Annotated in this window: 16 protein-coding genes; 14 read left to right on the top strand and 2 right to left on the bottom strand. The window is 65.6% G+C overall.

The annotated features are described in order from the left end of the window. Nucleotides 1-317: 317 nt before the first annotated feature. Nucleotides 318-731 (bottom strand): hypothetical protein, encoded by a 414-nt coding sequence (locus BKA16_RS23090; protein ID WP_183373336.1) that lies wholly within the window; start codon nucleotides 729-731, stop codon nucleotides 318-320. Between the two features lie 674 nt (nucleotides 732-1,405). Between BKA16_RS23090 and BKA16_RS23085 the strand changes: the two genes are divergently transcribed. The 14 genes from BKA16_RS23085 to BKA16_RS23020 all read left to right on the top strand — a co-directional run bounded on the left by BKA16_RS23085 (nucleotide 1,406) and on the right by BKA16_RS23020 (nucleotide 19,338). After that, nucleotides 1,406-3,649 carry a cutinase family protein gene (locus BKA16_RS23085; RefSeq protein WP_221247662.1) on the top strand — a complete coding sequence of 748 codons (2,244 nt, stop codon included), beginning with the start codon at nucleotides 1,406-1,408 and terminating at the stop codon, nucleotides 3,647-3,649. A gap of 112 nt (nucleotides 3,650-3,761) precedes the next feature. Next, nucleotides 3,762-6,197: a peptidoglycan DD-metalloendopeptidase family protein gene (locus BKA16_RS24125; RefSeq protein WP_183373334.1), complete on the top strand. Its 2,436-nt coding sequence runs from the start codon at nucleotides 3,762-3,764 to the stop codon at nucleotides 6,195-6,197. After that, on the top strand, nucleotides 6,194-6,832 hold the full coding sequence (locus BKA16_RS23075) for a hypothetical protein (protein WP_183373333.1): 639 nt from the start codon (nucleotides 6,194-6,196) through the stop codon (nucleotides 6,830-6,832). Before BKA16_RS24125 ends, BKA16_RS23075 begins: the two co-directional genes overlap by 4 nt. 52 nt (nucleotides 6,833-6,884) lie before the next feature. Then, complete coding sequence (locus tag BKA16_RS23070) at nucleotides 6,885-8,513, top strand: MinD/ParA family ATP-binding protein (protein WP_183373332.1); 1,629 nt, start codon at nucleotides 6,885-6,887, stop codon at nucleotides 8,511-8,513. Next, nucleotides 8,513-8,923 (top strand): hypothetical protein, encoded by a 411-nt coding sequence (locus BKA16_RS23065; RefSeq protein ID WP_183373331.1) that lies wholly within the window; start codon nucleotides 8,513-8,515, stop codon nucleotides 8,921-8,923. Before BKA16_RS23070 ends, BKA16_RS23065 begins: the two co-directional genes overlap by 1 nt. Nucleotides 8,924-8,958: 35 nt before the next feature. Beyond that, entirely contained in the window at nucleotides 8,959-9,120 is a 162-nt protein-coding gene (locus BKA16_RS23060; protein ID WP_183373330.1) for a hypothetical protein, read from the top strand. A gap of 17 nt (nucleotides 9,121-9,137) precedes the next feature. Next, complete coding sequence (locus BKA16_RS23055; protein ID WP_183373329.1) at nucleotides 9,138-9,881, top strand: DUF8175 domain-containg protein; 744 nt, start codon at nucleotides 9,138-9,140, stop codon at nucleotides 9,879-9,881. A 12-nt stretch (nucleotides 9,882-9,893) separates the two neighbouring features. Next, nucleotides 9,894-12,200 (top strand): AI-2E family transporter, encoded by a 2,307-nt coding sequence (locus tag BKA16_RS23050; protein ID WP_183373328.1) that lies wholly within the window; start codon nucleotides 9,894-9,896, stop codon nucleotides 12,198-12,200. Nucleotides 12,201-12,220: 20 nt separating this feature from the next. Continuing rightward, entirely contained in the window at nucleotides 12,221-13,831 is a 1,611-nt protein-coding gene (locus BKA16_RS23045) for a hypothetical protein (RefSeq protein ID WP_183373327.1), read from the top strand. 17 nt (nucleotides 13,832-13,848) lie between these two features. Continuing rightward, nucleotides 13,849-15,477, top strand: coding sequence for an ATP/GTP-binding protein (locus tag BKA16_RS23040; RefSeq protein ID WP_183373326.1), 1,629 nt, complete (start codon nucleotides 13,849-13,851; stop codon nucleotides 15,475-15,477). Continuing rightward, nucleotides 15,477-16,148 (top strand): hypothetical protein, encoded by a 672-nt coding sequence (locus BKA16_RS23035; protein ID WP_183373325.1) that lies wholly within the window; start codon nucleotides 15,477-15,479, stop codon nucleotides 16,146-16,148. Before BKA16_RS23040 ends, BKA16_RS23035 begins: the two co-directional genes overlap by 1 nt. Continuing rightward, nucleotides 16,145-16,825: a hypothetical protein gene (locus BKA16_RS23030; RefSeq protein ID WP_183373324.1), complete on the top strand. Its 681-nt coding sequence runs from the start codon at nucleotides 16,145-16,147 to the stop codon at nucleotides 16,823-16,825. Before BKA16_RS23035 ends, BKA16_RS23030 begins: the two co-directional genes overlap by 4 nt. Nucleotides 16,826-16,856: 31 nt before the next feature. Further along, nucleotides 16,857-18,665, top strand: a complete 1,809-nt coding sequence (locus tag BKA16_RS23025) for a type IV secretory system conjugative DNA transfer family protein (RefSeq protein WP_183373323.1) — start codon at nucleotides 16,857-16,859, stop codon at nucleotides 18,663-18,665. A 4-nt stretch (nucleotides 18,666-18,669) separates the two neighbouring features. Continuing rightward, nucleotides 18,670-19,338 carry a hypothetical protein gene (locus tag BKA16_RS23020; RefSeq protein WP_183373322.1) on the top strand — a complete coding sequence of 223 codons (669 nt, stop codon included), beginning with the start codon at nucleotides 18,670-18,672 and terminating at the stop codon, nucleotides 19,336-19,338. A gap of 310 nt (nucleotides 19,339-19,648) precedes the next feature. On the opposite strand, the gene BKA16_RS23015 is transcribed toward BKA16_RS23020, so the two are convergent. After that, nucleotides 19,649-20,212 carry a hypothetical protein gene (locus BKA16_RS23015; protein ID WP_183373321.1) on the bottom strand — a complete coding sequence of 188 codons (564 nt, stop codon included), beginning with the start codon at nucleotides 20,210-20,212 and terminating at the stop codon, nucleotides 19,649-19,651. Nucleotides 20,213-20,293 lie beyond the last annotated feature (81 nt).

Genomic DNA, 20,293 nt, shown 5'->3' with positions numbered 1-20,293 from the left:
AGGGGTCCGACGACTTCTTCCTCGTCGGAGACGAGGAACGGCGACAGCTCGCTCCCCAAGCCGAGCGCATGTGCGAGTGCTCGTCGTTGATCGGCGTTGGGCATGCGTACGCCCTCACGCCAGGCTTCAACGTCGAGGTCAGAGAAACGTTCCCCCAGGTTGGCGGACACCGACGCTGCGAGCACCGAGGAAGTCCCAGTCTCGGGCCGTTCGAGGGAGGCGAGGTGACAAGCCTGGCTCAGGCGCTCGTTGAATGGAGTGCGGGCTGGTGTCATAGCGTTACCTCTGTACTGCCTCTGTAATGCCTTTACGGACGGTTAGAACGTTGATCGGAGCATAATATCTCGCCGCTTCGCACGCCAACGCGCCTCAAAATCCGGGATGTAGTGCTGGTCTTGTCCAGTGAGACGAGCGCCCGCGAGCCAGCGACGATACAACTGTTCACGCCGAATCTCTTGATCGTCTGACAATGGCGAGGTCAGGTGCGGTCGGAACGGAACCTCGATCGCTGGGGGGATCGAGACACCGGGCCCACCGACGCGCTCAAGAACTTCCGTGGCGTACACCGCGGTGAGCTTCTGAATCACACGGCGCAGGTCGGCCGCGGACGGAGCTGCTGCACCCAGATCGGTCAGTTCGATCAGCATCGCGTCGCTAACGCGGACGAGCTCGCGGATGATGTCGACCGGTGTACTGACCGTTGTGAAGTTCAGCGCGTCCGAAAGGTTCATCGATCCGATGGGGGAGTGTGGGCCATCTGCGTTCACACCGGCGAGGAGCCCCGCAGCCGTACCTTCAGGCCATTCCAGACCTACGTCTAGACGACGAAGAGTACTTGGCCGCGGCGGAGACGTCGTGGCAGTCGGCTGCTCTATGCGCGCGAGCGTGGTATCCGCAGGCCCTCCACGATCTTTAACTTCCACACGCGTTAGCCCGAGGACACGACGCCGTTCGGTGACAGCGACCGCTAGACGGCGCAGATCGTCGGATACCTCAGCCATGATGGAAACCGTAGCCGATGGACTCCCAACTATTGTGACCCAGCGCCGTTCACTGCGAGATGAAATGTCGGCTCGGTCCCACATATCTATCAGAAGCTCAAACCCCGTCACGGTTTTGCATGATATATGCCGTACGTATGATGTTTCTATAACGCTTGTGTGTTGCCTAGGAATCGCTTACTGTAGGCAGCCAAGGGGGCGAAGCGAAAGTTTCTACCCCTCGCTAGCAAGAAGGACGTTCGCGGCCTGAACGCAGGGCCAGATTGCCGTCAGATCCTGCGTCCAGGACCGCGAACTGAGGTTGGGTCCGTCCGATGCGGTAGGTGAGCACCGTTCGGGACCCGTGGTTGATTCTACGGGTCCCGAACGGGAATTGCCTTCGCTGATCTGCGAGGTAGGTTCTTGTGTCCGTTCGATCGAACTCGTTCGTGAACCGTCGTCGTTGGCGCATGCCGGCGGCGCTTGCCGCGGTGGGACTGGTCTCGGTGTCGACGATCGCTGCACCCGTCGCGGCTGCCGATACCGGGGCAGGGTGTTCGCCGTTGATGGCGTATCTGGTTCCGGGTACGTGGGAAACCTCGAAGGGCGCGTCCTGGTCAACGCCGAAGGGGCTACTGGCTCCGGTCGGGAAGAAGCTCTCCGAGGATTACACGTCCTCGATCACGGTGTTGTACGCCGGGTACGAGGCCAGCGCGTTCGATAAGGGCAAGACCTACGAGGCATCGGAGAAGGACGGCGTCGCCCGGTTGACCGCGGTGATGAAGCGCTGCCCGGACTCGAAGATCGTGCTGGGCGGGTTCTCCCAGGGCGCTGATGTCGCGGGGGATCTGGCATGGGAGATCGGGCACGGTAAGGGCCCGGTCCCAGCGTCCTCAATCGCCGCAGTGGGATTGATCGCTGACCCCAAGCGCGGCGACTCGGCGGTGGTCGGCCCTGCAGTGGACGGGCAGGGCATCACTGGTGGGCGCCCGGGCGGTTACGGCGCACTGTCGTCGAAGATGTTCTGGCTGTGCGGTGAAGACGACAAGTACTGCAACGTCACGAGCAAGAATCCGTTCCTGGCCAAACTCGGCGAAACCCTGGGGGCACCGTTGACCGGTGATAGCCCGGACTTGTCGTCGTTGACCTCGAACTTCGGTACGGCTGATCTGGCGGGGGCACCGTCGACGGCTGACCAGCTCGCGGACTCGGCCGACGGCCTGTCAGCGCCGACGTCGTCGGGGACGGGTTCGCAGATCGCGGCGGTGTCCACGCTCGCGCAGCAGATCCTCAACACCTTCACCCCGGTCTTGCAGACCCAGCAGTGGATGAAGACCACCCCGGGCGCGAAGTCCCGGCTCACGGGCAAGGCGGACTCACCGCAGGGGCAGACCCGCAACGTCCTCGGACTCCTGGACGGGATGGACGTTCCCGGGATCATCAAGACCGCGTCGTCGATCGTCGACACCGCTACTCAGGCGCTGGGCACCACACGCCCCACCCCAGCCGTCGTCGAAGAGGCACCGACCACCACCGCGCCGGAGACCACGAGCACCGAGGCGAAGTCCACGGAGGCGGAGTCCACGGAGGAGACGCCCTCGGTCGCGCCGACGTCATCGGTGGGGGAGAGCAGTCCGCTGCGGGAGTCGACGGAATCGACTGAGTCGACGGGGGCACCGTCGACCACGAGCGAGACGACACCTGACCTGCCTGACACCGACGAGACTGCGACTGCGGGTGTAGTCACCGATGACTCGGTGGCCACGACGACGGGGGAGCCCGATACCCCGGTGATCGCCAATGTCGGCGACTCCGTTGCTGATCCTTCGTCAGCGGATCTGTCGGGGTTGGCGTCGTCGGCGTTGTCGTTGGCCTCCCAGGTTGCCCCGCTCTCGGATCAAGACAAGGGGTCGTTGCAGACGGCGTCGCAGGTAATGGGCACGCTGCGTTTCGACACGATCATCTCCCAGGGGATGAACGTGATGGCCGCAGTCACCTCGACCGACTATGCGGGGATCATCCGCAACTTGCAGGTGCTGCCGCAGCAGATCGTGACCGGCAACATCAAGGGCGCTCACCGCACCGCGGGCATGCTGAACAACCAGTTCTCGCCGTGGGTGAAGATGGCCGCGCAAATGGATTACAAGATGGCCGGTCAAATCGTGACGATGATCCCGGACCCGTCCGGGTACACCCAGATCGCCGGTCTGGTCCTGGATCTGTTGGGCAATGTCGACATCATCCGCCTGGCGCGTGATGTCGGCCAGATCCAGGAAGTCGCATGGAAGGTCGTCGAGACCGGTAACCCACTGGCACTGGGTGATCTGCTGCCGATCTCTCTGGATCTGGCATCGGTCGCGCTCGGGGTGTTGCAGCCCGGCCAGAAGATGTCCCCGGAAATGCTTGGTAGTGGGGCAACTACCGAGCAGGTCCAATTCGCCAAGTCCGTGCAGGGTCAGGACTTCACCTCTGTGGTGTCGGGTCTGACGACACTCGCGAAATCTGACGGGGCGAAGAACCTCGCGGAGTTGGTCTCCGAAGGATTGGATGCCGGGTCGTTCCTGGCGTCGAACGCGCACGTCACCTCGTACACGAAGAAGCCGGTCTACGACGGGAAGACCGGTGTCGATTACCTCTACGACCGATTCAGGACCGCACTAAGCGGCTAACCCACACGCCGCTGACGCGGCGTGAGTTCTCTACACCCTCACACGTTCTTGATCTGCCCGGGCGGGGCGCGAACAAGCGACGAATCAACGTAGGCGACAGTCAGGAAGGGCGATGGCCGCACAGCAGTCGCAGACAGCTACCAAGCTGACGAGCATCGGGCTCGTCATGCTGGTAGGTCTGCTCGGCGCGTGCGGCGCATTGATGCTCGGCGGCTCGGAAGACCCGCCCCCGGAAGAAACCTCATGCCTGCCATCGGCAACAGCGGTCGCGAACGTCTCAACGGGTTCGGGGACCATGTCTGCGGCCGCCGACGAAGCGGTCAAGGCCGGTCAGCAGCAGGGCATCAGGGTCGCGGTCGCGATCTCCGATGCCGGGAAAACCGATGCCGCACTCACGGTCGGTGACAAGGGATTGTTGCCGTCGGCGTCGGTGATCAAGCTTGCTGTCGCGTTGGCCGCCGGTAAGAAGATCGACGCGGGCGCTCTCACGATGGACCAGGTCAGGCCGCTGTTGACGCCGATGATTCAGGTCTCGGACAACAACGCGACGAACCAGCTCGTGCAGCTGGTCGGCGGCGCGGAACAGGTCAATGCGCAGATCCGCACACTCGGTGTCACCGATGGTGAGGCCCGGTTGGGTCGGGCGTTGGGGTCGGAGTTCTCCGGCGCGGACCCGAACGTCCTCTCGATCGGCGGCGTGTCGAAAATGTTGCAGATCATCTACGACTCCGACCGCAACGTCGGTGGGGGACCGAAGATCTCGACCGCCTCGGCGGCACCGATCGTTGCGGCGATGAAAGCCCAGCAGGTCAACACCAAGTTCGGTGCGGTTCTGCCGCATGATCAGATCGCGCACAAGACCGGTGAGCTGACGGGGACCTCGCACGATGTCGGATGGTTCTTCGACGGCGACCGGTGGCTATCGGTAGCGATCCTGACCTCCAAACCCAGCGGCGGGGATCAGGCTGCGGGCAACGAGATCATCAAGAAGTTCGCCAAGAAGGTCTTCGACGCACGGAAAGAACCCGTGGTCGGCGGCACCGCTGACCGTGCACCACCGGCATCGTCGTCGGCGACGCCGTCGAGCCAGAGCGCCCCCGCCGATGGTGGAGCGGGCGACGGTACGACGATGCCGATCAAGACCGGGGACTACCAGCTGTCCTCACCGTTCGGCCCGCGTGGCGGGGAGAATCATCAGGGATCGGACTTCGCTGCGCCGTTGGGGACACCGATCTACGCCGCCCATGAGGGCAAGGTCGCCGCCTCGGGTCCGGCATCAGGGTTCGGCAACTGGATCATCGTCGATTTCAACGACGGTAAAGCCTCGAACGTGTACGGCCACATGCGCGCCGCCGACCTCAAGGTCACGACCGGCGACACTGTCAAGGCCGGTCAGCAGATCGCCGCCGTCGGTAACGAGGGCCAGTCGTCGGGGCCGCATCTGCATTTCGAGTTGTGGCAGGGCGGGACCCGCTTGCAGGGCGGGCACGCGGTCGACCCGATGCCGTGGCTGCGCGGAGCCTCGCAGCCCTCGGGGAGCGGCGCGAACGTCGAGCTGGTCGGCGCGGTCGATCGCGGGACCGGATGCGGCGACGTCGCGACCGGTTCCACCCTCAAACCCGGATCGGTCCCGGCCGAGTTCGAACCGTGGATCATCAAGGCGGGCACGGTGTGCCCGGAGATCTCCGCACCCTTGATCGCCGCCCAAACCCACCAGGAGTCCGGCGGCTTCCAAGTCCAAGCCACCAACCCCAAGTCGGGTGCGGCCGGTCCAGCCCAGTTCATGGCGGCCACGTGGGCAGCCAAGGGCGTCGACGGCGACGGCGACGGTAAGAAGGACATCTACTCGATCGCAGACTCGATGATGTCGATGGCCCACTACGACTGCGAACTGCTCGGCATCATGCGCGATGCGATGTCGGCGGGCAAAGTCCACGGTGACCTGGTCGAACTCACACTCTCGGCATACAACTGCGGTCCCGGTGCGACGTTGGCAGCAGGCAGCCCGTGCCAGAACGCCGAGACCCAGCACTACATCAAGATCATCCCGGCCCGTGCCCGCACGGTCTACGCCAACCCGGACGCTGACACCCCGGTGTCGGGGGAAGGGTTCGGTGGCCGGGTCGTCGCGGCGGCAATGAAATGGCGCGGCACGACTTATGCGTGGGGCGGCGGCACCGGCAGGGGCCCGTCGATGGGAATCCGCGATGGTGGTGTCGCCGACTCGTTCGGCGACTTCCAGAAGATCGGTTTCGACTGCTCAGGACTGGTCATCCACGGCGTGTTTCAGGCATCGGGCGGCACGATCGAGCTTCCGCACTACACGGTCTCCCAACTCAACGACAAGCGCGGCAAGCCCGTGACCGGCGGGCAAGCTAAGTGGCTGCCCGGCGACATTCTGTTCCCGGCGGGTGGCAACCCGCAGCACGTCGCGATCTATATCGGCGACGGAAAGGTCGTCGAGGCTCCCCAGTCCGGCGACGTCGTCAAAGTCTCGCCCGTGGCCTCAGCCGTCGGCGCGAACCCCGATGCAAGGAGATTCGGATGAACCACCCCACCACCGCTACCCGGGTGATCGCCACCGCCGTGGCCGCGGTCGCCACCGTGGCCCTGGCGACCGCATGCGTGAGCCCCGATGCGGACCAGAGCACGTCGTCGTCGACGCCTGCGCAAGCCCAGCAGTGGAATCCCGGTGACGAACCGTCTGAGTCGACGACGTTCTCGCCGCCGAACCTCACCACGCCGACTCCGAAGACGACGCTGCCCGGCGGGATGCGCGTGGACCGCTCGGATGCGAAAGCGGTCGCGGCCGCGGCGGTGACGATCTGGTTCACCTGGGACACCAGCACCGATCAGAGCCGTTCGGATGCCTCCGCTCGCACGGCGCCGCTGCTGAGTAGATCGCTCGCTGATGCGGTCCTGGCCGATGTGTCGTTGCGCCCGGACGGGCAGTGGCGTCAGTGGGCCGACCGTGAAGCCACGATCACGCCGAAGGTCACCAGTCAGGGCAACCAGGGTGCGCCGGACTCGCCGACACGCAAGTACTTCGTGTTCTCGGTGGTCCAGACCGCCCAGACCCCGGCAGGCCAGCAGATCGGTGACCCGACCTCGACCACGGCGTGGGTGATCACCGAGAAGACGGCGAACGGGTGGGAGGTGACCCAAATCCAGGAACAGCAATGACCACACCCCCTCATCGCACCGATCTCACCTCACTCGAAAGGACACCGATCAGATGACCGCACAGCACTCCGCCGGTGACGACGCCCTGGGCTTTCTGGCCCCGGCCGCGCCGACCGACTACAGCGCAGAACCCCCGGTGCAGCTGCGTAGCCAAGGGCTACGCCGCCGCGCCCCCGAACCGCAGGAGGAGCCCGTGACCGAACCCACCCCGACCAGCGACCCCGCCGCAGAGACGGCCGCCTCGACAGAACCGGTCGCCGAACCGCAGCCTCCAGTGGCACCGGTCGCCGATGATGTCGAGCCGTCGGCGCCGGCCGTGGCTTACAGCGATACCGCGGCCGAACCGGCCGCCGAACCCTACAACCCGAACCCGTACGGTGTTCCGACCGCTCCGCCGGACTACGAGTACACCGACAACGGCCAGTACCAGAACGCGGGTTTCATCCAGCAGCCGCAGGGTCGGGTGTTGGTGGACCCGGACCCGCAAGCACGCCGTCTCGACGGGATCGGGCAGGCCCGTCCGGGTCTGTTGGAGACTGCGGCCGGTATCGAGGACGATCCGGCCGAGTGGGGATGGCGCGGGCGGCTGAACGCTCTCGGGATGCATTTGCGGCCGCGTCCGGACTCCGAGGAGGTCCGTCACCGCCAGGACATCGAACGCATCCGCCAACCCCTCTCGGGTTTCTGGAAGGTCGCGGTGTTGAACGTCAAGGGCGGGATGGGTAAGACCCCGACGACGATCATGCTCGGGAACACCTTCGGCCAGTACCGGGGCGGCGGTGTGGTCCTGTGGGACTCCAACGAGTCCAAAGGCACCCTGTCTGAGCGTGCGGCGACCTCGGCGGCCCCCAACGGTGGACAGCCGAGTGTGTGGGACGTACTCGAGCACGCCAGCGAGCTCGCGGGCCCGAACGCCCAGTCCGGGGCGCTCTCCCATTTCCTGCGTAAGCAGCCGACGATGGACGAGATCCTGGCATCGGACCAGTCGTCCAAGCGGATGAAGGCGATCGGCGCGGCCGAGTGCGCGGCGATCGAAGCAGTCCTGCGCCGGCACCGGTCCGGGGCCATCATCGACACCGGTAACGATGACACCTCGCCGAACTGGCAGTGGGTCACCGAGAATGTCCACCAGGTCGTCATCCCCATGCCGTATCGCCGCGACGCCGCGGCGAAGGTCGTGCAGATGCTCGACGGAATGCACGCCCGCGACCTGTCCGCTCTGGTGTCCACGGCGATCGTCGCACTCGCGCCGGCACCCGGCGCGTCCGATGCCGATCGCGACGACATCATCGAGGAGCTGCGCGGGCAGGGCGTGCACCGGTTCATGGACATGCCGTACGAGCCTGCGTTCGAGGGCGCCGGGGCACGGATTGTCTACCAGCGCCTTCCGCTGACCACGCGCGTCGCCTACGCCGAGCTGGCCGCCGAGATCGCCGACTCCCTGGCCAAGTCCCGCTCGCGTGCAGTCGAGTTCGACGCCGGGATGGTCCCGCAGTCGATCGCCCGACCGGCCGAATACGACGTGCGCGGCACCCGCCGCGCCGCGCCGACACCGGGATATGCGCCGCCGATGGGCTACCCCGGTGGCCCGGTGACCGGGCAGATGCCGATGGGTGGCTACCCGCACCCGAGCGGGCAGTGGCCCGCACAGGCCCCCTACTACCAGGAAGGACACCAGTAATGACCAAGACAACCACACTCCTGCGACGGGCAGGGCTGACCCTGGCCACCCTCACGGTGGCACTACTCGCGACCGCCGTGGTGGCCGGTCACGCTTCGGCCGCTGAGGTCACCCAGCTCGCCGATACGTGGAACCCGATCGGGGACGTCACCCCGGACTTCTCTCTGTTCGGTCCGTCGGTCGGGCAGACCTGGCGTCGCTTCATCGCCGCGATCTGGGCCGCGTGCCTGGCCGCGTGCGCCATGTGGATGATCATCGCCGGCGCCAAGTGGTCGGCAGCGAACCGTCGCGGTTTCGCCGCTCAGCAGGTCGACGCCAAGTCCTCCTTCATGGACGCAGCAGTCGGTTTCGGCGTGTGCGCCGGAGCGTCCGTCGTCGTCGGCGGCGTCATCTTCGCTCTCGGCTTCTAAACCCCTGTCATCTCTGATCTGAAAGGCACCACATTATGTCTGCACACTCGCGTCCCTCCAACGTCCGCGGCCGCGGCTCCAAGAACACCTCTGTCGTGGTGGTCGACCACAAACGCCGCCGTATCCGCTGGGCGCTGGGCTTCTCGGCACTCCTGATCGTGTGCCTGATCATCATCCTCATCACCGCACTGATCTGACCAAGGGAGTACTCGTCATGGCGAAGAAGAAGAACTACAGCGGCATCGTCGCCGCACCCAACCCGGACGGTGCACCACCTGCCGCGACCGCCTCGCGTGGTGGCCGGTTCTGGCCGCGGTCACGCCCGGTCCTGATCACCGCGGCCGCGGTGATCGCCGTGGTGGTCATCCTGCTGATCGTCATCGCCTCGTGCAGCGGTTCCGACGACGGCGACGGTGTCTCCGAACCCGGTATCGGGTCCGCACACGGACCGACCTCGATCGAAGACGGTATCCCGACCGGGTTCACGCAGGACCGATCCGGCGCAGCGACCGCCGGTGTCGTGTTCACTCAAGCGGTCGATCAGGCCAGCGCCGGGCGTGTCTCGGGCGACAAGCTCGAGTCGAAGATGGTGGGTCCGGGCCCGTCAGCCGCGCTCACGGAGGTACTGAACAGTGCCTCCGATCGTGCCGAGCGCAAGAACGTCACGAATTCGGCTCCGGCGATGGTGACGGTCCCGTTGTTCACCAAGGACAAGGCCAAGGTGTCGATCTGGGCGGTGACGGTCGGGCAGAACGCATTGGGTGATTCCGGGAAGGTCGGCGTGGCCACGTTGTGGTCGACGACCACGGTCACCCTGTCATGGATCGATGACGACTGGAAAGCCATCGACTGGGAGTTCCAGTCCGGCCCCACACCCGAAGAGGCACAGTTCCCCGATGCCGGGTCCTCGCTCGCCGAGCAGGCCACCGCCGGGTACTACAGCTTCTTCATCAACTAGAAGGAACCTGGTATGAACCGGACACGTCTTGCACGCGGTGTGCTGATCTGCGTGGCGGTACTGGCCGTTCTCCTCTCCGGCCACGGCCTGGGCACCGCCCTGGCCGAACCAACCACCGACACACCGACCACGAGCACCGAAGAACCCGCCAGTGACGACAGCTCCTCCGACAGCTCCTCCGACGACTCGTCCGGCGAGTCCTCGGACGAGTCAGGGGAGTCGGGGGACAGCGGCGGGAAGAAGGAGCTTCCGAAGGGGTTCCCGAAGGATCTGCGCAAGCTGGTCGGGGGCACCGAGGAGTTCAAGACGGCGTCCTGGTTCACCGGCGCATGTTCATCCAAGGGCGGCGACGTCGCCGGTTACATCGGGCAGGCTCTCACCCACGAGCCCGAACTCATGTTCTGGCGGATGCCCGAGGAAGACCGGTGGAAGGTCCTCGAATGGCAGATCAAAAGCCAGGTGGGAGGTTTGACCGCTCCCTCACTCGACGGTGTGGGACCGGCGACGAAGGAGAACTTGAAGAAGGCAGTCGAGTCGGGCACGTTCCGCCCGACCGGTGCGATGTTGCCCGATGCCTATCCGACCGGTCGCAGCAGTGAGTGGCCGTCGACGTCACCGGTGTGTGCCGACGACATCAAGAAGTGGGCGACCCCGTCGATGACGACGTGGGGATTCAAGTGGGCCAGCCGCCCCGACGACGGGTCGGTGACGGCGATGAAAGCAGCCGCCGGGGAGCACGCCGAGGAGGTCGGCAAACGCATCGATTCCCCGTGCGAGGGCGATAAGAACTCGTTCCGGTTCTGCGAACACGCCTACTTCCTCAACTGCGACAAAGAGACGTTGCGTGATCAGAAGATGGTGTGCCAGCAGTGGAACACCAACATCGGTCGGATGTTCGCCGGGACTGTGAACTGGATCGATCAGAACAGGGACGTCGGCGACCGCTTGAACGACGCGGTCGAGGGCGTGTGGAAGATGTCTCCGGCCTACCAGTTCGGGCAGGGCGTGGCCAAGGCGTACAGCTTCTTGTGGGACAACACGATCGGGCCGCTGGTCGAGTTCGCGAAAGACGCCAAGGAACTGCCGGAGAAGTGGGCCAACTACTTTAAGTCCTCGGCGATGGACATGCTCGACAAAGTCCTTCCCGGGTTGGCCTCGGTCGGCGAGTTCGACCTCACGCAATCGTGGTTCCTCAAGTGGTACGCGATGAGCGTCGGCCTGGGGATCACGGTCATGATCGCGATGTTCCTGCTGGCCACAGCGTCGGCGGCCCGTAAGGGTGGCGCGGACACTCTGGCCCGCGACATCGTCGGCTATCTGCCATTGGGACTTGTCCTGATGATCTACACCCCGATGCTCGTCGGAATGCTCCAAGCGATGATGCACGCGTTGACCACCCAGATCATCGAACTCGGTGGCACCACGACTGACGAGCTCGTGGAGAACGTCTCGTCGACGTTAGGGGCGCTGACCGACAAGACGTTGGTCGGCGGTGTGATCGCGGGAATCATCGGGTTCGGGTTCATGGTGTTCGGCCTGTTCGCGGTGTATCTCGGGATGCTCATGCACCAGATCGGTATCCCGCTGGCGTGTGTGGGCGCGGCGATCGCCTACGGGATGCTCGTGTTTCCCAAGATGCGGCCCAAAGCGTTGAAGATCCCGCTGATGCTGATCTCACTGATGGCGTCAGTGCCGATCTTGTTCCTGATGTTGATCGTCGTGTTCGAGGTGATCAGCTCGGCACTGAACGATTCGACGACCGGCGAGGGCGATCTCGCCTCACTCGGCCAACTGATGCTCGCCGCGTTCGGGTTCTTCACGATCGGTGTGGCTCCGTTCGCGCTGCTCAAGTGGGCGCCGATGCTGCCCAGTGAGGAAGACGCCGATCGTATGGGTGACTCCGGCGGCGGGTCAGGACAAGTCGTCGGCGGCATGGGTATGGGCGGTGGCGGTGTGCAGCGCCGCATGAACTCCAACGCCACCAGCTCGCACACCTCCGGCGCGGGCAGTGCTCCGGCAGGAGGTGGCGGCAGCGACGCGGGCGGCGGCGGTGGTTCCGGCGGCGGGAAGCATGCCGCGCCCTCGGGTGGTCTGGCTAAATCCGGTGCCGGGAACCTCGGCAAGCTCGCTGCGATCGGCGGCGGCCCGGTCGGTGGTACCGCGGCGCGGTTGACCAAGGTCGCCGGGTCGGCGGCCGCACACAGTGCGGGCGGCGCGGTCAAGGCAGGAGCTGGGGCCGGGGTGCGGGCCGGTGCGATGAACGCCGCCAACCGTGCTCACGGCGTCGCCGCTGATTCGGCCCCCACCTCTCCCAACTAGATCCCAAGGAGCAGATCGTCATGAGTGAAGCACCCAGTGATGTGCGGTTCTCTGTCCTCGGCGGCGAGGTCGCCTCCCGCTATATCGGCGGTGTGTCCATGCCGGGGAAAATCCTGATCGGCGCGGCGCTGCTGCTGTGTGCAGGCGGTGTCCTGTTCGCAGGGAAGATCGGCGGCCTGCTCGGCGGCGGGCTGCTGCTGGGCGCGATCGGTGCGGTGGTGACCGGGTGGGGAGCGCGCAAGGTCCATCAGTTCCGTGAATGGCAACGCCGCCGCGGCGGTGAGCATGTGTTCATCGCCGAGGACGACGCGGACTACAACAACCCCGACCTCGACCCCGGATGGATTCGGCCGGTCCCGCTCGGGCACGTCGAACCCCTCGACCTGGACGGTACGGGCCTAGATGACATGTTCATCCTGTATCACCACAATCCGGGCGAGGCGAACTACTTCTCGATCATCCTGTCCGTGCAGGGCCTGGCCGAGGGGTTGCGCTCGGATGCCAAGTGGGCGCAGAACATGGATGCCTTCTCCGACCAGCTGCTGAATTCCTCGGCGCGCGAGTCCTCCCATATTCGCCGGATCAGCATGCTCTCGCGGGCGGTCCCCTCGGACATGACCCCGCACGAGCGGTGGGTCAGCGAGCAGGTTGCCGCGCTGCCTGCGGAGACTTTGGACATGCTCGGTGGACCGGACGGGTGGCCGATCGTCTCCTATGGCGATGTCATCGACGAGATCAGCCCCCACGCGGAAGATCACCGCTGCTACATGGTGGTGTGCATCGCCGAATCGGCCGAGCTGATGAAGCAGGCGCACCGGCTGGCGACCTCGAAGAACGCGCCCGTGGAGGGTGGTGTCGCGCAGATCATTCGCGACGAGGTCGCCCAAGTACAGCGGGCGTTGGAGAACTCCGGGTACGGGCGCGTCGACGTTCTCGGCGAACAGCGTGCGTGCGCAGCCATCCGCGGCATCATCAACCCGTCCTACCCGCTCGAACGCCACGAGGGTGTGCGGTGGGAGAACTGCTTTCCTTCCTACGTCGGCGAACCGGAATCGGTCGTGATGCGCCCGACCGGACTCGGCGCAGACACCACCGCCTGGCATACCCGCGTCGCGGTCGTCCCGCCGGGCAAAGTCGCACCGGTCGGGTTGGACCCGACCTGGCTCGCGCCCTTGCTGACCGGCGTCGACCCGGACGAGGGCGACGAAGCCGAAGGGGTGCCACGCTCACCGACCATCCGCACGATCGCCGTGAGCATGGATCTGGTGCCCGGACGTAAAGCGCGGACTGTGACCCGTAAGCACCGCACCACCGACCACGCGCGGGCGTTGGAGGAGCAGCGCCGTGGCCGGATCAGTGACGGTACCGGCGACACGATGGCCGAAGCGTCCGCGCGGCGGGCCGAAGATTTGAAAGAGGGCTCGGGCTATCACGGGGTGATCTGGTCGATGAGCGTGTCAGTCACCGGCCGCGACGGCGACGACTGCGACCGGGCGTGTGCTCGCGTGGCGACCGCCGCCGACGAATCAGCGATCACCGAACTCGAATGGCGTGACGGTGACCACGACGTCGCCTTGTTCTGGACTCTGCCCCTCGGGCGTGGTCTGGCCTCGACTCGTTTCACCCGCTGAGAAGGAGAGAACCAGCGATGACTACCACCAACGATCACGAACCCACCGCCGTCGCCCTCGACCCCGAGGAGCAGGGCCGGTCGATGAAACAGTGGATCCGCTACATCCTCGGCAAAGACGACCCCACCGCCGACGACATCAACGAACGCTACGTCACCGACACCGACACCGCCTACGAACACGATGATCACGATGAGGATCGGGAGCAGGTGGGGGAGAAGGTGTTTCGGCGCGAGCCGCCGACCCGTCAGCGGTGGTTGGACCGGTGGGGGTTCTACGAAGAGCGCCCGTCCGGGGCGTGGACGACCACGCGTCAGGCCGAAGCGCTCAACCTGGCGACGACTCGTCAGCCGGTGCAGCACTCGGGGTTGTTGGCCGGGCGGAACCTGATCGGCGGGGGCGCGGTCAGCCTGGACCCGTTCGAGTTGTACCGGCACAAGGTCATCAACGGTGTGAACGTGTGCGCCATCGGCGACATCGGTTCCTCGAAGTCCTCGGTCCTGAAAACCTGTGGAGTGACGCGGCAGTTGATCATGCGCCGCCAAGTCGCCGCGTTCGACAAGAAGCGTCAGGGCGATCGCGGCGAGTACGCGCCGATCGCCGAAGCCCTCGACTGCGAGTCGATCATCTTCCGCGCCGGGGGCGGCGGCGCATCGCTGAACCTGCTCGACCCGGAGATCTCCACCGATGGCCGCCACGGCAACGACGACGAATACGGAGTCGTCCCCGCCGGCCAGGAAATGCTGCTCGTGGCGGTGCTGCGTGATGCGATGGAACGGCCTCTGCCGCCGCAGGAGAAGGCCGCGGTGCGCCTGGCGCTCAAGATCGTCACCGAACGCGCCCGCGCCGCCGGCACCGAACCACTGCTGCGCGATGTCGCCCGCCAACTCCTCGACGGCGCGTCCGGAGCCTCCCACGAAGCACTCGACTACGTGCGCCGCGGCGCCGATCTCCCCCAGAGCATTCGGGATGATCTCGGTGACGGTGGCGGGTTCGGTGCCCGGTGGGCCTATGAGTCCCAGGCGTGGGGCCGCGACCCTGGTCTGGCGATCCTGGAACTGGTCGACGGCGCACTACGTGGCCTGGTCGACCAACCCACCTCGCCGCAGATCCGCGAAGCCCTCAAACGCCCGTTCGTGCACTTCGATCTGTCGGCCCTGCCCGAGCAGGGAGCAGGACTGCGAGTGGTGATGACCACGGCGCAGACGTGGTTGGCGAACCGGCTCGCCGCCCGTGCCCGTGATCGGCAGCAGACGATCGCGGTGTTCGAGGAAGGCTGGCACCTCGGCGAGGGATCGACCGGTTCGGTGATGCGCTCGAACATGAAACTGAGCCGTGGTCTGGGCCTGTCGACGTGGTCGGCGTTTCACCACCTGTCCGACCACTCCGCCGACTCCCCGTCACGCGCGTTGATGCAGGAATCCGATATCGCACTGCTCTATCGGCAGGGCCGCGAAGACGACGCGCAAGCGGTCGTCGACATGTATCACCTGCCACCGGAAACCAAAGACGTCCTCACCGGGTTGCACCGCGGTCAGTGCCTGGTGTGGATGAAAGGCCGCGACCCGATCCTCATGCAGCACATGCGATCACGCGCCGAAGTCCTCCTCACCGACACCGACAACGTCCTGGAAGGAACAGCATAATGAGTACTACACCCGTCGACGACACCCCCTCGGCCGATCAGCGGTCCAGACCTGCCGTGCACCGGCTGGCAGCAGCGACCGCCGTCATCGAGTATCTGCCGTGGCTGGCCCTCTACCTCGTGGTCGGCCTCGTGGTCGGCGACCTTCTCGCTCAGGCACAACTCGACGGCCTGTTTCCTGCCGACCGGGTCGCCGACTCCGACGTCGTCGCGGCCGCCGACTCGGTAGCCACAGGCAGCGCAGTCCTGGTCTCGGCCGTCATGGCCGGAGGGACCAGCGGATCGTTGTTGGCGGTGGTGTTCACAGTCATCGCGGTCCTAGCCATACTGGTCGCGGTCGTGCGACTGGCCGTTGCGCGCTGGCGCGGCACCGTTGCCACGTCCTCGATCGCGCGCAACTGTGTTCAGACCATTTCCCGCACCATCGCATCCAGAACGATCGTCTTGCTCATCGCGGCCGCTCAGCTGCACCAGCGCGGTGTCGGGCTTCCGGTACACACCGGGTGGATCATCACCGCAGTCATCGCATCGGCGGTCGCCATCATCACCGACTACCTCCGCCGCGCAGAGAACGCGCAGATCCTTCCCCGAGGCGCCAGCCTCCCCATAGGCCGCGCCATCGCCCGCCCCGCACCGGCAACCACCGAACTCGCGAAAGGAACATCGTCATGAGCACGCCCAGCAACCCCGACCGACCCCACGACACCGACGCCGACTACACGCAGGTGATGGGCCCACACACGCCGCCACCGCGGCCGCAGACCCTGGCCTACACCCACATCGACAACACCTACGACTCCACCCCGTACGAGTCTGCCGACCAGCTCTACCCGGGCCCGGTCGACCCCTCATACCCGACGTATCCACAGCAGGCCCCGCCCGCAGCACCGGCCGGCCTGGGTCCGCGACCCAGTTTCGATCCGGGCGTAGACCTACCGAAGTATGTGGGGAGCGCGGCCGTGACCGCCGCCATCGTCGGCATCCTCGCCTACGTCGGCGCGGTCATCATCGAGGCGATCGCGACCCGCTGGGTCGGCGTCGAGTACTGGACCGAGCACCAGCTCACCCAACCCGCGGCCGACGGCGTCCTGTGGGCGTGGGTCGCCGCCGGTGCGATCGTCGCCGCCGGACTGATGTGGCTGCTATTGAAGATCACGAACCTGGCCGGGAGCTTCTTCACCGCCCTGGCCGTTCTCGCGGTCCTCGCGTTCGGGCTCGTGGCACTACTGGCAGGTCCGTGGCAGTCCACGATCGGGCCCGCCGCCCTCGGTGTGATCGTCATCCTCACGATCACGACCCTGACGACCGGCTACACCCGACTGTCGGTCACCACACCCGAGCACTACTAAACCCCAGGCTGCGAGCATTCAGGAGAGACCGATGAGCTACCACGACTACCCGCCCCACCGCGGCACCGATCCCGCCACCACCCTGATCCTGACCCTCATGGGCGCAGTCCTGGGTGTTCTCCTGATCGGTGGCGGCGGACTCGCGGTCGCCGGAGCGATCTCCGGGCTCCTGTCCGGGCACGGGTGGGCCTGGCCGTCCGGCGGAGACGACCCGGCCCCGTTCGCCGCTGTCAAAGCCGCGTGGACCAGCCCCGGGACACCGGCCAACGGGTGGCCGGCGACCGCGCCGGCACCGGGCCCGGGCTGGCTGTTCTGGCTCGTGTTCATCGCGCTGCTGACCGCGATCGGGGTGTGCGCGTGGAAGATCTGGGCGTTCGTCGACGAGCGCAAAGCACGCCGCGAGATCGCAGAACGCGGGCTGGCCAGCGCGCAGGATCTACACCACGCGAATCTGACCGAGCACGCCGCCGTCGAACGGGCCCGGACCTCGCAGATGGCAGGTAGCGACGTCGTCGATCCGACGTTGGCAGCGATCTACGTCGGGGTGCACCGAGACTCGAAGCAGTCGGTGTTCGTCCAGCATCGTGACTGCACCCTCATCGAGGGGCCGACCGGCTCGGGTAAGACATGGCGGTCAGCAGTGCAACGGTGCTGGGACGCACCCGGCTTCTTGATGGTGACCACGACCAAGGCCGACCTGATCGCGGCGACCCTGGCCGAACGGCAAACCTATGGTGAGATCGCGGTGTTCGATCCCGAACGATTGACCGGCTGGCCGCATCCGTTGCGGTGGTCGGTCCTGGCTGGATGCCAGGACCCGACGATCGCGATCCGCCGCGCCGAGGCGATGGTCAAAGCGGCCCCGATGGACAACGTCAAGGATTCCTCGTTCTGGCAGACACGCGGCTCGGTGGTCCTGCGCTGCTGCCTGATGGCCGCCGCACTCGCCGATCTGCGGTTGAGAGACATTCGCGAGTGGGTCGGATCGATGGACGTCTCCCAGCCGTATCAGATCTTGTCGAAGCTCTACCCGGAGTGGGCAGGGGACATGCAGCAACTGATGACCTCGGAATCGTCGTCCGTGGGTGATGTGTTCGCGACTGCTGCCACGATGCTCGAACCCCTCGCCGATCCAGCCATCCGCGAGATGGTCGACGTCCCGGCCACCGAATCGATCGACCTGGCGGCCTTCGTCCTCCACGGAGCCAACACCCTCTACATTTCCTGCGAGGCCGATCAACCGAAGGTCGCACCGATCGTGGCCGCGATGGCCGCCGAGGTCTACCAGATCCTCAACCGACAATCCCAACTCGAACCCTCTGGCCGCCTTACGGTTCCCGCTCGCCTCGTCCTCGACGAGGTCAACAACATCGCCCCGATACCGGGTCTGCCGAACAAGATGACCGACTCCGGTGGCCGCGGAATCTGCATCTGGGCCTACGCCCACAACCGGCTACAGAGCATCAAACGATGGGGACGCGACGCCGGACAGGAATTCACGATCAACGCACCGAACCGCATCATCTTGCCCGGCCTTGGTGACATCGACGAACTCGAATCGATCTCACGACTGTTCGGCACCCGGCTAGAACAGCGGTCCGAACGCCCGGGCGATGTCCGGGAAGTACCCGTGCTCAGTGCCCAGGAGATCCGCGAACTACCCGAAGGACAGGCGTTGATGATCTACCGCAACGCTCGACCGATCATCGTCGAGCTGCCAACCGTGTGGGAACGCCCCGACCTCGACGCTGCGGTCACCGACTCGACCGCACTGTTCAACCACATCCGTCAGACGGGCAACGTCCACGCCCGCATCGAAGACCTGGGAAAGGTGGGCTAGCCCGATGGCCGCCGATGACGATGAGGGCACGCCCCGCGCCGGAGTGTTCCGGCCCTCGCGCTTTTGCTGGGACGGACTCGACAAGCACGCCGCCGAACGCCTGTGGGACGAGCTCGTGCGGTGGGTGCAGTGGTTCCGTCACCGCTACGAAGTCCTCGAAAAGGTCCCGCCCTGCTGGTACCGACACCCCCGGATGGTCGAAGAACTCACCGCGCTGATGACCGCGCACCGCGCGGCCTACACGCAACTGCACGCCGTTGGAAGAACCGGGCTACCGTACTGGTCGGACATGGCCGCCTGGCACGCCTACTACCTACGACCGTTCCTGGCCGCAACCGCCGATATGAGCACCCGATCGTGCTCGGCGCACCAATGCAAACTGATCGTCTTCGACGAACAACCCTTACCCGCCGATCTAGGGGAGTGGATAGACAACGACCTCGCAGCCCGCCGAGAACCCACACCCGAACCAGAACCCGATCCCGGCCCTGAATCAACGGGTGCAGCCGAACCAGCGATCGCACCCTCACAGATGTACGACCTCGTAGCAGCAGGCAAAGCCCGCACTGCCGACGTCGACGCCGGGGAACCCGAAGGCTGGTTCAACCTCGACGGCAGATGGTGGTCCCTCGACACCGACACCACGATGTTCGTGCCCGAAAGCTCGGCGTAACACCGAGCGCCCTAGAACTAGCGGCCTGTTCCGCCGGCCCGACTCCCGAGTCGGGTCGGGTGCCCCGGAACAAGCCGCTACCGGCGGCAGGAGAAGGCGTGCCTGGTCACTGTTGTTCCCCGCCCGGAACAGCGATCAGGCCCTTCTCCTGCCGCTCTTTGTGTCCTTGCGCGAGTGAGGCAAACGCGATTTGGGAACGTGCTACACTTGAACCGTAGCCATACCACTGCGGTGAGTATCGGAAGTGAACCCCAGGAGATCCTGCCGGACGACAGGGCCTGGGGTTTCGCGTTATCTCATGGTCTTTTTCTCACCCGTCAACGTCGATGAACGTGAGGGTAGGTCGCAGCTGGTCGAAGTGTGTCGAGTTGCCGCATCGGTACTGTGTGACGGCACCGCAGCACGCATCCGGTATCCACAAGAGTGGGTCGGCTGGACCGCCGACATGATCGATCCGAAGATCCCCGTCGATGAGGCGACGTCGCCGGATGAAGTTGAGCGCGTCGATGTCGCGCTGGTCGTCCTTACGGCCACGTGATTCGAGGATCGCACTCGTCACGCCGAGCGCGACCAGCTCGGGCAGCAGCCGGTCAAGGCAGAGCCTGCGTTGGCGTTCGGGTCGAGCGGCAGCTTCGGGAGCGCAGCGCACCGCGACAAGGTGTTCGACGTCGAGGCCCGCGATAGTAGTGACGATGAGCTCGTGGCGCCCCTCGTCGCGCCAGTGGACTTTACGCTGACCAGGCAGGAGCAGTGTGCGCATGGCTGCGCGGGCGACATCGACCGCCGAGTCCTCGATGATCGCCGCGCTGAGCATGTAGGTGCCGGGGTCCAGTCGTGCGTTGGACTGGGACTCGTCGATCCAGGCAGTAAACATCGAGGGCGGAACCTTCCATCGGCTGCGGAACGGGTACAACCCTACAAAGACCCTCCCCCGGGCTACTTCCCTGAGTCATTG

Origin of the sequence: Gordonia humi (assembly GCF_014197435.1) — a bacterium.
Taxonomy (GTDB): domain Bacteria; phylum Actinomycetota; class Actinomycetes; order Mycobacteriales; family Mycobacteriaceae; genus Gordonia; species Gordonia humi.
This window is presented reverse-complemented; position numbering and strand designations above follow the sequence as displayed.

Excerpts from the sequence above, each read along its gene's own strand:
- BKA16_RS23090 (WP_183373336.1), bottom strand. The coding sequence starts at position 731 with ATGAACCTTTCGGACGCGCTGAACTTCACAACGGTCAGTACACCGGTC.
- BKA16_RS24125 (WP_183373334.1), top strand. The coding sequence starts at position 3,762 with ATGGCCGCACAGCAGTCGCAGACAGCTACCAAGCTGACGAGCATCGGG.
- BKA16_RS23075 (WP_183373333.1), top strand. The coding sequence starts at position 6,194 with ATGAACCACCCCACCACCGCTACCCGGGTGATCGCCACCGCCGTGGCC.
- BKA16_RS23070 (WP_183373332.1), top strand. The coding sequence starts at position 6,885 with ATGACCGCACAGCACTCCGCCGGTGACGACGCCCTGGGCTTTCTGGCC.
- BKA16_RS23065 (WP_183373331.1), top strand. The coding sequence starts at position 8,513 with ATGACCAAGACAACCACACTCCTGCGACGGGCAGGGCTGACCCTGGCC.
- BKA16_RS23060 (WP_183373330.1), top strand. The coding sequence starts at position 8,959 with ATGTCTGCACACTCGCGTCCCTCCAACGTCCGCGGCCGCGGCTCCAAG.
- BKA16_RS23055 (WP_183373329.1), top strand. The coding sequence starts at position 9,138 with ATGGCGAAGAAGAAGAACTACAGCGGCATCGTCGCCGCACCCAACCCG.
- BKA16_RS23050 (WP_183373328.1), top strand. The coding sequence starts at position 9,894 with ATGAACCGGACACGTCTTGCACGCGGTGTGCTGATCTGCGTGGCGGTA.
- BKA16_RS23045 (WP_183373327.1), top strand. The coding sequence starts at position 12,221 with ATGAGTGAAGCACCCAGTGATGTGCGGTTCTCTGTCCTCGGCGGCGAG.
- BKA16_RS23040 (WP_183373326.1), top strand. The coding sequence starts at position 13,849 with ATGACTACCACCAACGATCACGAACCCACCGCCGTCGCCCTCGACCCC.
- BKA16_RS23035 (WP_183373325.1), top strand. The coding sequence starts at position 15,477 with ATGAGTACTACACCCGTCGACGACACCCCCTCGGCCGATCAGCGGTCC.
- BKA16_RS23030 (WP_183373324.1), top strand. The coding sequence starts at position 16,145 with ATGAGCACGCCCAGCAACCCCGACCGACCCCACGACACCGACGCCGAC.
- BKA16_RS23025 (WP_183373323.1), top strand. The coding sequence starts at position 16,857 with ATGAGCTACCACGACTACCCGCCCCACCGCGGCACCGATCCCGCCACC.
- BKA16_RS23020 (WP_183373322.1), top strand. The coding sequence starts at position 18,670 with ATGGCCGCCGATGACGATGAGGGCACGCCCCGCGCCGGAGTGTTCCGG.
- BKA16_RS23015 (WP_183373321.1), bottom strand. The coding sequence starts at position 20,212 with ATGTTTACTGCCTGGATCGACGAGTCCCAGTCCAACGCACGACTGGAC.